The 15,953-nt window shown below is 32.0% G+C and carries 15 protein-coding genes; 14 read left to right on the forward strand and 1 reads right to left on the reverse strand.

What is annotated here, in order from left to right; translation table 11 throughout:
- Positions 1 to 13 precede the first annotated feature (13 nt).
- The 8 genes from ybeY to ppdK all read left to right on the forward strand — a co-directional run bounded on the left by ybeY (position 14) and on the right by ppdK (position 7,655).
- Positions 14 to 514, forward strand: a complete 501-nt coding sequence (gene ybeY / locus B3Z56_RS09550) for an rRNA maturation RNase YbeY (protein WP_346848427.1) — start codon at positions 14 to 16, stop codon at positions 512 to 514.
- Positions 515 to 560: 46 nt separating this feature from the next.
- Positions 561 to 1,259 carry a diacylglycerol kinase gene (locus B3Z56_RS09555; RefSeq protein ID WP_035128900.1) on the forward strand — a complete coding sequence of 233 codons (699 nt, stop codon included), beginning with the start codon at positions 561 to 563 and terminating at the stop codon, positions 1,257 to 1,259.
- Positions 1,260 to 1,423: 164 nt separating this feature from the next.
- Entirely contained in the window at positions 1,424 to 1,822 is a 399-nt protein-coding gene (locus B3Z56_RS09560; protein WP_346848428.1) for a cytidine deaminase, read from the forward strand.
- 10 nt (positions 1,823 to 1,832) lie between these two features.
- Positions 1,833 to 2,714 (forward strand): GTPase Era, encoded by an 882-nt coding sequence (gene era, locus B3Z56_RS09565; RefSeq protein ID WP_346878652.1) that lies wholly within the window; start codon positions 1,833 to 1,835, stop codon positions 2,712 to 2,714.
- A gap of 18 nt (positions 2,715 to 2,732) precedes the next feature.
- Entirely contained in the window at positions 2,733 to 3,464 is a 732-nt protein-coding gene (recO, locus tag B3Z56_RS09570; protein ID WP_346848429.1) for a DNA repair protein RecO, read from the forward strand.
- Between the two features lie 55 nt (positions 3,465 to 3,519).
- Positions 3,520 to 4,062: a DUF4342 domain-containing protein gene (locus B3Z56_RS09575; RefSeq protein WP_346848430.1), complete on the forward strand. Its 543-nt coding sequence runs from the start codon at positions 3,520 to 3,522 to the stop codon at positions 4,060 to 4,062.
- A gap of 252 nt (positions 4,063 to 4,314) precedes the next feature.
- The gene (locus tag B3Z56_RS09580) at positions 4,315 to 4,947 is read left to right on the forward strand and encodes a helix-turn-helix transcriptional regulator (protein WP_346848511.1); all 633 of its coding nucleotides are present in this window, start codon (positions 4,315 to 4,317) and stop codon (positions 4,945 to 4,947) included.
- A gap of 53 nt (positions 4,948 to 5,000) precedes the next feature.
- Positions 5,001 to 7,655 (forward strand): pyruvate, phosphate dikinase, encoded by a 2,655-nt coding sequence (gene ppdK / locus B3Z56_RS09585; protein WP_346878653.1) that lies wholly within the window; start codon positions 5,001 to 5,003, stop codon positions 7,653 to 7,655.
- A gap of 84 nt (positions 7,656 to 7,739) precedes the next feature.
- Here the strand turns inward: ppdK and B3Z56_RS09590 are convergent, their stop codons facing one another.
- On the reverse strand, positions 7,740 to 8,816 hold the full coding sequence (locus B3Z56_RS09590; RefSeq protein WP_346848432.1) for a CotS family spore coat protein: 1,077 nt from the start codon (positions 8,814 to 8,816) through the stop codon (positions 7,740 to 7,742).
- A 366-nt stretch (positions 8,817 to 9,182) separates the two neighbouring features.
- Here B3Z56_RS09590 and B3Z56_RS09595 point away from each other — a divergent pair, with 366 nt between their 5' ends.
- The 6 genes from B3Z56_RS09595 to B3Z56_RS09620 all read left to right on the forward strand — a co-directional run bounded on the left by B3Z56_RS09595 (position 9,183) and on the right by B3Z56_RS09620 (position 15,862).
- The gene (locus B3Z56_RS09595) at positions 9,183 to 10,199 is read left to right on the forward strand and encodes a deoxyguanosinetriphosphate triphosphohydrolase (protein ID WP_346878964.1); all 1,017 of its coding nucleotides are present in this window, start codon (positions 9,183 to 9,185) and stop codon (positions 10,197 to 10,199) included.
- A gap of 273 nt (positions 10,200 to 10,472) precedes the next feature.
- Entirely contained in the window at positions 10,473 to 12,248 is a 1,776-nt protein-coding gene (gene dnaG / locus B3Z56_RS09600) for a DNA primase (RefSeq protein WP_346878654.1), read from the forward strand.
- An 18-nt stretch (positions 12,249 to 12,266) separates the two neighbouring features.
- On the forward strand, positions 12,267 to 13,340 hold the full coding sequence (gene rpoD, locus B3Z56_RS09605) for an RNA polymerase sigma factor RpoD (RefSeq protein ID WP_346878655.1): 1,074 nt from the start codon (positions 12,267 to 12,269) through the stop codon (positions 13,338 to 13,340).
- A gap of 112 nt (positions 13,341 to 13,452) precedes the next feature.
- Entirely contained in the window at positions 13,453 to 14,340 is an 888-nt protein-coding gene (locus tag B3Z56_RS09610; protein WP_346878656.1) for a PH domain-containing protein, read from the forward strand.
- A 20-nt stretch (positions 14,341 to 14,360) separates the two neighbouring features.
- Entirely contained in the window at positions 14,361 to 15,047 is a 687-nt protein-coding gene (locus B3Z56_RS09615) for a class I SAM-dependent methyltransferase (protein ID WP_346878657.1), read from the forward strand.
- Positions 15,048 to 15,067: 20 nt separating this feature from the next.
- Positions 15,068 to 15,862 carry a Nif3-like dinuclear metal center hexameric protein gene (locus tag B3Z56_RS09620; RefSeq protein ID WP_346878658.1) on the forward strand — a complete coding sequence of 265 codons (795 nt, stop codon included), beginning with the start codon at positions 15,068 to 15,070 and terminating at the stop codon, positions 15,860 to 15,862.
- Positions 15,863 to 15,953: the final 91 nt, after the last annotated feature.

Genomic DNA, 15,953 nt, shown 5'->3' on the forward strand with positions numbered 1-15,953 from the left:
TAGGAGATAAAATATGATTTATATGGACGATAGGCAAAGTCTTATTTCCGTTGAAAAAGACTTAGAAGAAAATATTAAAGAAATTATAGATTATGCTTTAAAAGAGGAACAGGTTCTGATTCCCTATGAAGTAAGTCTAATTTTTGTAGATAATGAGGCCATAAGAGAAATAAACTCAGATACAAGAGGAATAGATAGGGCTACAGATGTACTATCCTTTCCCATGCTAGACTATGATGAGAAAAAAGTATTCAAGGAGTGCTATTTAGAACATGAATTTTCAATTATTGATTTAAATGAAGGAAATTTAGTCCTTGGAGATATTGTGTTATCCTTAGAGAGAGCAAAGGAGCAGAGTGAAGAGTTTGGACACTCATTTATAAGAGAAGTGTGCTACTTAGTAACTCACTCCATTCTTCACTTGCTTGGATATGATCACATGGAAGATGATGATAAGGTAATAATGAGAGCTAGAGAAGAAGAAATTCTAAGTAAGTTTAACATTGAAAGATAATAGATTATATATAGGTTATATCAGCTTTAATTAAGGTGGGGTTATTATGAAGGTAAAGAAGCTAGTGGATAGTTTTAACTATGCTATAGAGGGAATAATTTATTCAATACGAACTCAAAGAAATATGAGAATACATATGATAATAGCTATGTTAATACTAACAGCTTGTTTTTTCTTTGACATGACAAAGATGGAACTTTTGGTAATTGCAATTACAATAACAATGGTTGTGGTTGCAGAGATGATAAATACAGCAGTGGAATGTGCCATAGATGCCACCACCAACTTTTATCATCCCCTAGCAAAGATTGCGAAAAATGTAGCTGCAGGAGCAGTATTAGTCACTGCAATAAATGCGGTTTTAGTAGCCTATATAATTTTTGGTGATAAAGTTCTACCTTTTTCTATAATTATTCTTTTGAAAATTAAAAATTCTGACCCTCACATGATATTTTTAATGTTAGTAATAGTTAGTATTGCCACTGTAGTAGTAAAGGCTGTATATGATGAAGGTACACCTTTAAGAGGCGGAATGCCAAGTGGTCATAGTTCCATAGCCTTTGCTGTGGCAACCACCATTACACTATTAACCACAGAGCCACTAATAATGATATTGGCATTTTTATTAGCCTTCATAGTAGCCCAAAGCAGAGTAGATTCTAACGTACACTCCATCCTTGAAGTAGTCCTTGGAGGAGCCTTTGGATCACTACTGACCTTACTGTTATATCAGCTTATTGGGTAATTACTAAATGAATGAAGCTAAATAAAATATAAGCAATAAAAATAATGTGATAAAATTCGTATTCTATGGTAAACTAATATAACTAAGAAACTAAAAAACTAAAGAAATGTGTGATTATTATAAACCATGGATAGATTTGAGTAATTAGGTTGGAGGAAGATAAAATGGATATAAAGGAATTGGTAAGACTTGCTATAGAGGCTAGAGAAAAAGCTTATGTGCCATATTCTAAGTTTAAAGTTGGAGCAGCAATTGAAATGGAAGATGGCAGTGTATTTACAGGCTGTAACATAGAAAATGCTTCTTATGGCGCTACTAACTGTGCTGAAAGAACGGCTATATTTAAGGCTGTATCTGAAGGACATACTATAATGAAAAAAATTGCCATAGTAGGAGATATGTTAGCATTTACAGCTCCATGTGGAATATGTAGACAGGTTATTGCTGAGTTTGCAGCTAAAGATATAGAAATAGTATTAATTAAAAATCAAGATGAGTATATAGTAAAAACTTTAGAAGAAATACTACCAGGAGCTTTTACTAAAGAGGACTTACTTAAATAAGGAGAGATATATGTTTAAATCAGGATTTATAACTATAATAGGAAGACCAAATGTGGGTAAATCAACCCTTTTAAATTATTTAATGGGAGAGAAATTATCTATAGTATCAAGTAGACCACAAACTACAAGAAACAATATACAAACAATACTTACAAGGGGTAACTTTCAAATAGTATTTGTAGACACACCAGGTATGCATAAACCTAAACATAAGTTAGGTGAGTACATGGTGAAGATAGCTAAAGATTCCATGCAGGATGTGGATGTGGTGCTATTTTTAACAACACCAGAAGGGGAGATAAACAAGGCAGACCTTCATATTTTAGAACAACTAAAGCAGTGCAATACTAAAGTGTTTTTAGTAGTAAATAAAATAGATGAAAACCCTGCTGATAGAGTAGCTAAAACTCTAGAAGAATACACTAAAGTTTTAGATTTTAAAGAAATAATACCTATTTCAGCTATTAACGGAAAGAACACCGAAAAATTATTAGAATTAGTAGTTGATCAGTTACCAGAGGGACCAATGTATTACCCAGAAGACATGATAACAGATCAGCAAGAAAGATTTATAGTAATGGAGACTATAAGAGAAAAAGCCCTAAGACTTTTATCTCAAGAAGTACCTCATGGTATTGCTGTAGAAATTTTAACCATGAAGAAGAATGAAAATGGAAGTTATCTTATTGAGGCAAATATGCTATGTGAGAAGAACTCCCACAAGGGTATAATAATTGGTAAAAATGGAGCTATGATGAAGAAAATATCTACCTATGCAAGACAAGATATTGAAAAGTTCCTAGGCTGTAAAGTAAACCTAAAGATTTGGGTTAAGGTTAAATCAGAGTGGAGAGATAGTGCATTTGTACTCAAGGAACTTGGTTATAAGTAGAATTGCAGGTGTTATTCATTGAATACTATCAAGACTAGAGGGATAGTTTTAAAAACCCAAGAATACAAAGAAAATGATAAATTACTATGGATATTTACAGAGGAGTTTGGAAAGGTAACTGTCATTGCAAAGGGAGCTAGAAAAAGTAAAAATAAAAATTTTTCAAATACCCTACCTTTCTCCTTTGGTGAGTATGTACTATATAAAGGAAGAACTTTATATACATTAAATGAAGGGAGAATTATAGATTCCTTTCAAGATATATTAAATGACTATGATACCTTAATATATGGTTCTTATTTTAATGAACTCATAGATATTGCCATAGAAGAAGGTGAGAGTCATCCCATATTTATAGATTTAGTGAAATGCTTTTATCTTATGAGAAACAAGGCTATAGACTTAGATCTTTTAGCAAGAGCCTTTGAAGTTAAGGTTTTAAAGGCTACAGGCTATGGTATATCGTTAGAAAACTGTGCCCTATGTGGAAATAAGATAAATACCACAGACTATATTTCTTTTCAGTTCTATGGTGGAATTTGTAACCAATGTGAAAAACAATATGGTACGAAAGTATCTGCTGCCACATATAATGGATTAAAGTTTCTAAGTAAAGTGGAGCTGGAGAAGGTAGGAAGACTTAATTTAGATATAAATACAAAGGAACAAATAGGAAAAATCCTAGAAACCTTTATAAGTCTAAATTATAGAAAAAAACCTAATAGCCTGTCCTTACTTAAAAAGTTTTAGTATATAAGTGATATAATATACTTAAGTATTAAATATTGCTAGGGAGGAAATATTTATGGATGAAGCTACATTAAAAAAGATAAATATATTAAAAGAAAGAGCTAATCTATCTGAAGAAGAAGCTAAGGAATTATTAGAAAGATTCAATGGGGACTTAATCGAAGCATTAATTCATTGTGAAAGAGAAAAACAAAAGGATAATAGAAATTTCAATGAGAAAATTTCTCAAAGTGAATTTGTAACCTATATAAAAGAGCTGATAAAGGCTGGTAATGTTTCTAGAATTATCATTAGAAAGGATGATTCTATCCTAGTGAATATTCCTGTAAATGCAGGAATTGTGGTGGGTATAGCATTATTATTGCAACCAGTTTTAATAGTTTTAGGAGCTGCAACTGCAGTATTTATTGATCTAGAAATAGATATAATTAAAGAAGATGGAACTGTAGAAGTAGTTAATAAAATTGTAAAGAGCACCATGGAAACAACTGCAAAGAAAGCTACAGAAGTAACCCATGATCTAAAAGAGATCTTCTCTGAAACCTCAGGAAAGATTAAAGAAAAAATTTCTGAAGCAAAGAATAATATGAAAAGATAACATAAATTTTATATATTTGGATATTAATTAAAGATGAGCATATACTCATCTTTTTTTATTTAGAATAAAATTTACCCAAGAATTAACGAAATATTTTAAAAATTTTTAGAGAAAGTTGCAAATTAAATAAATCTCTTATACAATATAATAGAAAATAACTTAAAAATAACACTTACTCACCCCAATGTGTGATATAATTAAAATTATAGAATTTGGAGTGAATAATAGAATTTTGAAAGGTGGCGAATTGTCATTAAACTCTCGCTTAGACAGGAACAAATAATAGAATTAGTTAAAGAAAATGAACCAATAACCAGTGAAGCTATCGCAAAAGAGTTAGGGCTTACGCGATCCGCCATAAGACCAGATTTATCTATATTGACTATGACCGGTATACTTCAAGCAAGACCTAAAGTTGGATATGTGTGTGTTAAAAATTCAAATAAAGGACCTAAAAACAGTGAAATTAGAAATATAAAGGTTAAGGATGTAATGTCTGAACCTGTTTTAGTAAAGGAAGACACACCAGTTTATGAGGCCATTCTAACACTTTTTTTAAATGACACAGGAACTTTATTCATTGAAAATGAAGGAGCACTATTAGGAGCTGTATCTAGAAAAGACTTTATAAAGATGGCTATGGGAACAGCTGATATGCATAGAGTACCCGTTGGAATTATCATGACTAGAATGCCGAATATTGTTAGTGTATCAGAGGAAGATTCAGCCTTTGATGCTGCAAAAAAAATAATTGAGCATCAGGTAGATTCCTTACCTGTTGTAAGGCTAGAACTTTTAAGGGGAAAAGAAGTTCCGAAAATTGTAGGAAAAATATCTAAGACAACAATTTCTATGATATTTGTAAAATTGGGTGAAAATGAATAATTTTATTCATTTGACTATATAACTATAATTTAAGAGTTAAGGGGTTGTATAACATGGAAAAGAAAAAATATGTGTACCTTTTTAATGAAGGCAACGGCGGCATGAAAAATTTACTAGGTGGAAAGGGTGCAAACCTTGCAGAAATGACAAGCATAGGAATTCCAGTGCCACAAGGCTTCACAGTAACAACTGAAGCTTGTAATAAATACTATGATGATGGAAAGAAAATCGCAGAAGAAATCGTTGACGAAATTCATGAAAAAATGACTGAACTTGAAAAACTTACAGGTAAAAAGTTTGGAAGTTTAGAAAATCCACTATTGGTTTCAGTAAGATCTGGTGCTAGAGCATCTATGCCTGGAATGATGGATACTATCCTTAATCTAGGATTAAACGATGAAACCGTTGAAGTAATGGCTAATAAAACAAACAATCCTAGATTCGCATACGATTCATACAGAAGATTCATTCAAATGTTTGCTGATGTAGTTATGGAAGTAGAAAAGAGAAACTTTGAAGATATCATGGATGAGATGAAGGCTGCTAGAGGCGTAAAACTTGATACAGAATTAAATGCAGAAGACTTAAAAGAATTAGTAGCTAAATTTAAAGCTTACTACAAAGAAGCTAAGGGAGAAGAATTCCCAAGCGACCCTACAGAACAATTAATAGCTTCTATCACTGCTGTATTTAGATCTTGGAACAATCCTAGAGCTATAGTATACAGAAGAATGAACGATATTCCTGGTAGTTGGGGAACTGCAGTAAACGTTCAAGAAATGGTATTTGGTAATAAAGGAAATACTTCTGGTACAGGGGTTGCATTCTCAAGAAACCCATCTACAGGAGAAAAGAAAATATTTGCTGAATACTTAATGAATGCTCAAGGAGAAGATGTTGTTGCTGGTATCAGAACACCTCAAAAAATAGAGCAATTAGAACAAGAAAATCCAGAAGTGTATAAACAATTTATGGATATTGTAAACACTTTAGAAAACCATTACAGAGATATGCAAGATATGGAGTTCACTATAGAAGAAGGTAAGCTTTACTTCCTACAAACAAGAAACGGTAAGAGAACAGCTCAAGCTGCATTAAAAATAGCTGTTGACCTTGTAGAAGAGAAAATGCTTACTAAGGAAGAAGCGATTCTTAAAGTTGAACCAAAACAATTAGATACATTATTACACCCTGCCTTTGATTCAGCATCACTTAAGGCTGCAGCAGTTATAGCTAAAGGACTTCCAGCATCTCCTGGTGCTGCTTGTGGTAAGGTTTACTTCACTGCAGAAGATGCAAAAGCTGCCCATGAAAATGGTGAAAAGGTAGTTTTAGTTAGACTTGAAACTTCACCAGAAGATATTGAAGGTATGATTGCTTCTGAAGGTATATTAACAGTAAGAGGTGGAATGACTTCTCACGCAGCTGTTGTTGCTAGAGGAATGGGAACATGTTGTGTTGCTGGTTGTGGTGACTTAACAGTAAATGAAGGAAATAAGACCTTTGCAGTAGGTGGAGTTACTTATAAAGAAGGAGACTACATCTCAATAGATGGAAGTACAGGAAATGTATATGCAGGACAAATTAAAACTGTAGATCCTGAAATAAGTGGATATTTTGGAATATTCATGGCATGGGCTGATGAACTAAGAACCTTGAAAGTAAGAACTAATGCTGATAATCCAAGAGATACAGCTCAAGCAGTTAAATTCGGAGCAGAAGGAATAGGACTTTGTAGAACAGAGCACATGTTCTTTGAAGGCGAGAGAATCATGGCTATAAGACAAATGATCGTTGCTAAGGATGAAGCTACAAGAAGAGCAGCTCTAGAAAAATTATTACCAATGCAAAAGGGTGACTTTATAGGAATCTACGAGGAGTTACAAGATAGACCAGCTACTATAAGATTCTTAGATCCACCACTACACGAGTTCCTTCCTCATGAAGATGATGAAATAGTAGAATTAGCTAAAGAACTTGGAATTACCTTTGAAGATCTAAAAAATACTGTTGAATCATTACATGAGTTCAACCCAATGATGGGTCACAGAGGTTGCAGACTTGCAGTTTCTTACCCAGAAATAGCTGAAATGCAAACAAGAGCAGTAATAGAAGCTGCTATAGATGTTAAAACTAGAAAAGGTTATGATATAGTACCTGAAATTATGATACCATTAGTTGGAGAAGTAAAAGAGCTTAAGTATGTTAAAAACATAGTTACAGAAACAGCTGATAAAATCATAAAAGAATCAGGCATAGATATGAAGTACATGGTAGGAACAATGATAGAAATTCCAAGAGCTGCTTTAACTGCTGATGAAATAGCTAAAGAAGCTGAGTTCTTCTCTTTTGGAACTAATGACTTAACACAAATGACCTTTGGATTCTCAAGAGATGACGCTGGAAACTTCTTAAAACACTACTATGACAAGAGCATATATGAATCTGATCCATTTGCAAGATTAGACCAAGTTGGAGTTGGAAAACTTGTTAAGATGGCTGCTGACCTAGGAAAATCTACTAGACCAAACATCAAACTTGGAATATGTGGAGAGCACGGTGGAGATCCATCTTCCGTTGAATTCTGCCACGAAGTAGGATTAAACTATGTATCATGCTCACCATTCAGAGTTCCAGTAGCAAGACTTGCAGCTGCTCAAGCTGAAGTTAAAAATCCAAGAAAAAAATGCTGCTGTGGATGCAAATAAAATAAAAAATAATAATTAACAAAGAGGCTATCTGAAAAGAATTAAAATATTTTCAGATAACCTCTTTATATATCTTTAAGAGTCTTATTTAAAGGAAATTTTAGTGCTAAATTTATTTTCAATATAATCCAGTAGTTTATAACTGAAATCAATATGGATATCATTGTGGATTACAGCTTTATTAAGAAGATTAATAAAGGCTTTTTTATTGCATTTTGATATGTTTTTATAGTAATCCCTAGATAATTTCCAATATTTCTGTGGAAAGGCTAAGTAGGCAAGGATATATTTATAATCATCAAAGGTCAAAGGGTGACTGCTCTCATATTCCTGTAAAAAGTTTATGGCTAAATCTCCATTCCAGCAAGTGTTTTCTCTTCTCATAAGTCTCCTTAAACAATAAGAAATATCAAAAGCTGAATAGTCGTATCTACATTTATCAAAGTCTATAACGTAAATTTTACCCTGATTTACAATAAGATTTTTACTTACATAATCATTGTGACAAATGGATATGGATAAGTTGTCATAGTCTATAGTATTGGCTACGTTAGTTGATAAATTTGCTAGGCACATGCTATTAGTAAAACTAACTCTATATATTTTAGAAAAATAATCTTTATACTTTAATGCTAGCTTCTCATTTTTAACAAGTTGAAGAGTATGTTTATTTAAAGAGTCTGTAAGATTGGTGAAACCTTCCTTATGTTTACTACCTAAAATTGGGGAGAATCCTAAAGATGTCTCATGAATTTGTCCTAAATTTCTACTTGCCATATTTACATTATTTATATCATCAAAATCGCATTTGTCTCCTTTAACCCAATCTGTGAGAATAAATAACATATCATTATACCTTACATATCTTCCATGATTAGTAGTAGATAGTATTCTAGGTACATTTATATTATTGCGATATAACCATTCTATGGCTGAATAAATAAAAAGCAGTTCATCTACATCATAATATACTTTTTTCAAACAATACTCATGGGAATCACTTTCTATTTTATATACAGCTCTTTGCTTATCTGTATCCTTAAACTTCACCTGATATATACTGCAGTTACTAGATAAATTATAATAAGGTAATACATTTTTCTTAATATTACTTGGCGATAGTAAATTTGAACTAGAACTATCTGCTATTGCGTTACTCATTGTACTTCTCTCCTTAAAAATACTATAAGATAATACTAAATATCTCTACTATAATTATATTTATGAAAAATTTATGATAAATATATCAGTTCCTTGAAAAATTGAAAAAAATTTATGGTCCATTAAAGGAATATTCATGGATAGTAAAGAAACTATATACATAATAAAGAAATTATATACATACATAATATAGTTATTAAATATAATTAGAAGGGATTAAATTTAATATTTTAAATATATAGAATACTTAAAGGTTGTAGAAATAAAACAATAGTTTATGTTATAATATAAAAGTTTTTATAAGCTAAATTTCAACATCTAAGCATAACTTTGAGTATTCAACAAGAAATAAAGGTAGGTGCAATGATGAATATTAGGGAAAACATAGAAAAGAGTGAAGAGTATAGTATAATACCACAAGGCTCAAAATCTAAAAACTCTATGGGTAGGGCTAGAAGAGAAGAATTAGATGAAGTTAGAACTGCCTATATGATTGACCGAGATAGAATAATACACTGTAAATCCTTCAGGAGGCTAAAGAGAAAGACTCAAGTATATATTAAAACCTGGAGCGACCACTATAGAACCAGGCTTACCCATACCTTGGAAGTGGCGCAAATTGCTAGAACTATAGGTAGAGGCATAGGACTAAATGAAGACTTAATAGAAGCCATAGCCCTAGGTCATGATATTGGACATGTTGCCTTTGCTCACAGTGGAGAAGAAGTGCTTAATGAAATACTTACCAATGGTTTTAGCCACAACCAAAATAGTGTTAGGGTATTAACATATATAGAGAATAATGGACAAGGGTTAAATTTATCAAAGGAGGTACTGGACGGAATACTATATCATAGTGGTTTTTCTAATAACAGTAGCAAGGCTTTTACTTTAGAGGGTCAAGTAGTAAAGTATAGCGATAAAATAGCTTATGTAAATCATGACATTGATGACTCCCTAAGAGCAGGAATTTTATCTATGAAGGATATACCAAAGGATATACTTGAGATTTTAGGGAATACTCATGGAGAGAGAGTAGATACCTTAGTTAAGGACTGTATCTATAGAACAAAAAGCAATATAAATTCCAATGATATTCAAGTGTCATTATCTAAAGATATAGATTATAACTTTAAAAAGCTTAGAGATTTTATGTTTAAAGAAGTCTATAATGGAGAGTTTCTAAAAGAAGAAAGGGATAAAGCTAGGTTTATTCTTATTCAGCTTTATAAATATTTTTATTTTCATGAAGAAAAGCTACCTGAATTTTACAAGTCCATAGCCAAGGAAGAAGGACTTAATCAAGGTGTTGCTGATTACATAGCAGGAATGAGTGATGAATACTGTATAGATCTGTTTAAGGACATATATATACCTAGTTAAGGATATTTATTTAAAATAATGATTTTATCTATATAAATATTTAAATAAAGTAACTCTTTATGAAGGAAAACTATATCTTATAAAGAATATATATATAACAAACAATACAATTATATTACAAAAAACTTTTAAAAAAAAGGATTTAAGAGATATATGTCGAATTATAAGAGCTAGGAATTTGTACGTAAAGTTAAATTCTTTTAGACTTAATGAATAATATATTTAGTAGGTTTCTTTAAGTTTAGAATCACTTGAGAGTGAGGTGAGTTAATAATGTTTTCTGAAGAAATAATACAAAAAATAAAAGAGGAAAATGATATAGTGGATATCGTTTCAGAGGTAGTAACCTTAAAAAAAACGGGGAAAAATTATTTAGGAAGATGTCCATTTCACAATGAAAAAACACCTTCATTTACTGTATCAAGTGAAAAACAAATTTATAAATGCTTTGGATGCGGAGAGGCTGGTAATGTAATAAGTTTTGTTATGAAAACTAGGAACATGGCTTTCCCAGAAGCAGTAAAACTTCTTGGAGAAAAGGTAGGCATTGTAGTAGATGATGCAGATTCACCAGGTAAAAGTTCAGCAACTAATGAAAAATTTAAGCGAATGTATGATATAAACGTACAAGCGGCCAGATATTTTTATACTAATTTAAAAAGATTTAAAGCTCCTTATGAATACCTAAAGGGAAGAGGTATAACAGATGAAACTATTAAAAAGTTTGGTATTGGTTTTTCACTAGACAATTGGCAGGGAATACGTTCCTATTTAAAACAAAGAGGCTTTAGTGAAGAAGAAATATTAGAACTAGGACTTACTACAAAAAATGAAAAGGGAAATATATACGATAGATTTAGAAATAGAATTATATTTCCTGTATTTAATGTCAGTGGTAGGGTAATAGGCTTTGGTGGAAGGGTTTTAGATGATTCTAAACCCAAATATTTAAACTCTCCCGAAACCCCAATATTTCATAAAGGAACAAATCTTTATGGATTAAATTTAGCAATAAAGAATAATCCAGCTAGAACAGTTATCATGGTTGAAGGTTACATGGATGTAATCTCTCTTTCCCAACAAGGAGTAACAAATGTAGTTGCCACCCTAGGAACTGCATTAACAGAAGGTCAATGTAAATTATTAAAGAGATATATTGATACTGTAATAGTATCCTTTGATTCAGATGTAGCAGGTCAAAATGCTACTATAAGAGGCTTAGAAATATTACAAAAATCTGGATTTGACCTTAAAATTCTTCAAATTCCTAGCGGAAAAGACCCCGATGAATTTATTAGATCCTACGGCAGGGAAAAATTTCTAAATCTAGTAGACGGGGCTCTACCAATTATAGATTTTAAACTAAGGATGGCAGAAAAGGGAATTGACTTTTCAAAACAGGAAATGGTGATTAAATACCTAAAGAGAGTAGTTAGCGTGCTAAAGGATCTTGATCCACTAGAAAAAGCTGTATATACTAAGCAGGTTTCAGAGAAAAGTGGCATAGGTGAAGAAGCTATAATGGAGTCCTTAGATAAAAATCCCAATAAATCTATAGAAAATAGCAAAAATCATAATATAAATAGGAAGTTTGGGCAAAAATTATATTTAGAGCCTGGGTTTGTTAGGGCTGAAAGAACGGTATTAAGCCTTGCCCTTGATAAAAGGCTAAGTGATAAAATATTTAGTAATGTAAATGAAGATGACCTTATATTAAAGGCACATAAAGTAATTTATACAATCATTAAAGAAAATAATATGTGCTCTAAGGAAGAATTGATAAAGATTATTAACCTGCAAACTATGCAGGATAGTGAATTCACAAAGGAATGGATAAAAATTCAAGAATATAAAGTTGATATAGATGAAGGATCCATAGACAAAATGGTAAGTGACTGCGTGAATAACATAAAAAAATACAAGTTAGAGGAGTCAAGAAAGAAAATTATGGATAAAATTAGAAAGTGTGAGTCTGAAGGGTTGGTTGAGGAAACTTTGATGTTAGCTAGAGAGCTTATGGATATACAAAAGGAAATGGGAAAACTATAGAAGAGAGGAGGTAATGGAATGAAGGACAAAGCAGGAAAAGTTGCTATAGTAAAAAAATTAGTAGAAAAGGGTAAGAAAAAAGGGAATTTAACTTATAAAGAGATAATGGAAGAAGTAGAAGGTGTAGAACTAACTCCAGAGCAAATAGAAAAGATTTATGAAGTTCTAGAATCTATGGGCATAGACGTTATAGGTTTAGAGCCAGAAGTTGAGGATGAAGAAGAAGTAGAAATAGAGGTTGACATAACAATTCCAGAAGGAATTGCCATAGATGATCCAGTTAGAATGTACCTTAAAGAGATTGGTAAGGTGCCCCTATTATCAGGTGAAGAAGAGATGAGACTTGCTAAGCTTATAGAAAATGGTGATGAATATGCTAAAAAGAAATTAGCAGAAGCAAACCTTAGATTAGTTGTAAGTATTGCTAAAAGATATGTTGGTCGTGGTATGTTATTTTTAGATTTGATTCAAGAAGGTAATTTAGGACTTATAAAAGCTGTAGAAAAGTTTGACTACAGTAAGGGATTTAAATTCAGTACCTATGCTACATGGTGGATTAGACAGGCGATTACAAGAGCTATTGCAGACCAGGCTAGAACTATTAGAATACCAGTACACATGGTAGAAACTATTAATAAGTTAATTAGAGTATCAAGGCAGCTTCTTCAAGAATTAGGAAGAGAGCCATTACCAGAAGAAATTGCAAAACATATGGATATGAGCGTAGATAAAGTTAGAGAAATAATGAAAATTGCTCAAGAACCTGTATCTTTAGAAACACCTATAGGTGAAGAAGAAGATTCTCATCTTGGAGATTTTATTCCTGATGATGATGCCCTTGCTCCTGCAGAAGCAGCAGCTTTCACCATGTTAAAGGAACAATTAATAAGTCAACTTAGAACTTTAACTCCAAGGGAAGAAAAGGTGTTAAGACTTAGATTTGGTCTTGATGACGGAAGAGCTAGAACCCTTGAGGAAGTTGGAAAAGAGTTCAATGTAACAAGAGAAAGAATTAGACAGATTGAAGCGAAGGCGTTAAGAAAGTTAAGACATCCAAGTAGAAGTAAAAAACTTAAGGATTATTTAGATTAGTGAGGGGCTGTCTTTTGGCAGCTCTTTTGTTATATATACAAAATTTGTAATAGACAAAATCCCTTAGTATAATATAAAATAAAAGTATACACAATTTATAAGGAGGTAATCCATGAATAGTTTCAATAGCAATAAGAAACTAGAAATAATTCCAACTATATTCACTTTTGTTATGTTTAATGTAATAGGGGTTTGGTCTGCCTATGTTATAGATTCCTATCTTATGTTGAGTTTAATAAGAGTAATGTTGGTCATTTGTAATATATTCTACTTATATCATATTGGAGTATGGTTAACTGTAAAGTATGAAATAACAAATAGTGAAGTGAGAATAAGTGCACTGGGAGGACTTAAAAAAGTAATTTTACCCTTAAGTGATGTAGAATGCTACACTGTGGAAAAGGGAAAAATAAGAGGTATAAGCCTTTCGGGTATATCCTCTAATAAATTTGCCATAGGAAGAATTGCAGTAAAAAATTTAGGAACCGCTAGAATGTTTGTAACAAGCGGAAGTGGTGTTATATATTTAAAAACTCAAGACATAAGCTATGCTGTGTCACCTAAGAACTCTGAAAAATTCCTAGAAATTTTAAACAACCTAGGTATTGAAGAAAATACTTGGACAAAGAAATATAATAAGGTAAGTAGACTACATAAGGATAAAAAGTTTATGTATCCATTGATTTTAACTAGTACAATAATTTTATTTACAACTTTTTTTCCAATGGTTTTATATATACTAAATAAACTTCCAGATGTAATGCCATTAGTTATTAACGTGTCCAAAGAAGCGGGAGAAGTAGGTACAGACAAGCAATTTGCTTTTGCCCAGATGCTCTATGGTCTATTAAATATGGCAGTGATGTTCTGTATGTATTATGCAGCTCACTTTTGTGCAAAATATGATAAAAAGTCTGCTTATAGGTATATCTATATTTCACTTTTAGTGGCAATAGTATTCCTATATATTCAAATGAGACTTATTATGTCTGTTATATAAATAAGGTGTTAGGTGAAAATATGATAATTAGCAAAAGATTAAAATTAATAAGTGATTTAATCACAGGGGTTAAATCTATGGTAGATGTAGGAACAGACCATGGATATGTACCCATAGAACTTTTAAAAAGAAATAAAATAGACTTTGCCATAGCTAGTGATATTAATAAAGGTCCCGTGGAAAAGGCTAAAAAAAATGTTAGAGATAATAATTTGCAACATAAGATACAATGTAGACTTGGAGGAGGACTTACAACTGTAACTCCTAGAGAAGTAGAGGCAGCTGTAATTGCCGGTATGGGAGGAAACTTGATAAGAGATATCCTAGAGGAGAGTAAGGCTGTTTTTAAAGCGTTAGACTATGTTATAGTTCAGCCAGTACAAAATCCAGAAGTCTTAAGGGAATATCTTTATACCTCAGGGTGTAACATCCTAGATGAGTGGATTATATATGATGAAGAAAAATACTATGAAATTATGAAAATATCCTGGGGAGATAAGCCTAAAGTTATTGAGCCTATTTTTTATGAAATAAGTAAGCTGCTTTTAGGTAAGAAAGATAATACCTATATGGAATATTTAAATTATAAGTTAGAAAAGTATTTAAGAATCCATGAAGAACTTAAGGGTGACACAGAAAATTCAAGAAAAAGAAAGCTGGAGTTATGGGATAAAATTCAAAGGATAAAGGGCTTTTTGCTTGAGTAAATGGGCGGAGGTATATTTTTATGGTAAAAATAAATGAAATCATTAATATAATGGAGGGCCTTGCCCCATTAAACTTAAAAGAAAGCTACGATAACGTTGGGTTTATGGTTGGAGATAGAGAGAAGGAAGTAACAAAGGTCCTAGTTGCTCTAGATTGCACCATAAAGGTAATAGAGGAAGCAAAGGAACTAGGAGCTCAGCTTATTTTAACTCATCATCCATTGCTGTTTATAAAGCCTAAAACCATAACCACAGATAGTCTCCAAGGTAAAAAGCTAATGAAGTTAATAGAAAATGGTATAGCCCTATATTCTAGTCATACTAATTGGGATACTGTAAAGGGTGGCTTAAATGATGAATTTGTAAAGATTCTTGGCTTTCAAGAAAGTAAAATCATTGAAGTGGCGCCATCAGAACCTACAGCAGGAGTGGGAAGAATAGTTCAGCTGAAGGAAGAGACTACCCTAGAGGAAATAATAAAGGGCATTAAAGATAAATTAAAAATACAAAATTTAAGATACTCGGGGGAGTTAAATAAAAAAGTAAGAACTATAGCTTTAGTCAATGGAAGTGGAGAAGATTACTTGCAGCAAGCCTATGACCTAGGTGCTGAACTATTAATCACAGGGGATACTACCTATCACTTTGTATCTGACTATGAAGAGATGGGACTCTCTGTAATAGATATAGGACATTTTAATTCAGAATGGCCACTTGTAATGAGTTTATCAGAAAAGATTAAAAAAATATTAGAGCCTAGGGGTGTGGAGGTTATTATATCAAACGCTACTAGAGATCCATATAATTTTATTTAATTAATACTAGCTCTAATACTCCCATAAAAACAGCCTGAATAGAGGGGGAAGCGCTGAAACCCGCACTACGCCAACAACTAGTTAACTATTT

The organism is Clostridium sp. UBA7791 (assembly GCF_002480755.1).
Taxonomy (GTDB): Bacteria; Bacillota; Clostridia; order Clostridiales; family Clostridiaceae; genus Clostridium_J; species Clostridium_J sulfidigenes.

Coding starts and splice junctions, on each gene's coding strand:
- era (WP_346878652.1), top strand. CDS start 1,833: ATGTTTAAATCAGGATTTATAACTATAATAGGAAGACCAAATGTGGGT.
- B3Z56_RS09590 (WP_346848432.1), bottom strand. CDS start 8,816: ATGAGTAACGCAATAGCAGATAGTTCTAGTTCAAATTTACTATCGCCA.
- dnaG (WP_346878654.1), top strand. CDS start 10,473: ATGTTTTCTGAAGAAATAATACAAAAAATAAAAGAGGAAAATGATATA.
- B3Z56_RS09555 (WP_035128900.1), top strand. CDS start 561: ATGAAGGTAAAGAAGCTAGTGGATAGTTTTAACTATGCTATAGAGGGA.
- B3Z56_RS09575 (WP_346848430.1), top strand. CDS start 3,520: ATGGATGAAGCTACATTAAAAAAGATAAATATATTAAAAGAAAGAGCT.
- B3Z56_RS09560 (WP_346848428.1), top strand. CDS start 1,424: ATGGATATAAAGGAATTGGTAAGACTTGCTATAGAGGCTAGAGAAAAA.
- B3Z56_RS09620 (WP_346878658.1), top strand. CDS start 15,068: ATGGTAAAAATAAATGAAATCATTAATATAATGGAGGGCCTTGCCCCA.
- rpoD (WP_346878655.1), top strand. CDS start 12,267: ATGAAGGACAAAGCAGGAAAAGTTGCTATAGTAAAAAAATTAGTAGAA.
- ppdK (WP_346878653.1), top strand. CDS start 5,001: ATGGAAAAGAAAAAATATGTGTACCTTTTTAATGAAGGCAACGGCGGC.
- B3Z56_RS09610 (WP_346878656.1), top strand. CDS start 13,453: ATGAATAGTTTCAATAGCAATAAGAAACTAGAAATAATTCCAACTATA.
- B3Z56_RS09615 (WP_346878657.1), top strand. CDS start 14,361: ATGATAATTAGCAAAAGATTAAAATTAATAAGTGATTTAATCACAGGG.
- B3Z56_RS09595 (WP_346878964.1), top strand. CDS start 9,183: ATGAATATTAGGGAAAACATAGAAAAGAGTGAAGAGTATAGTATAATA.
- ybeY (WP_346848427.1), top strand. CDS start 14: ATGATTTATATGGACGATAGGCAAAGTCTTATTTCCGTTGAAAAAGAC.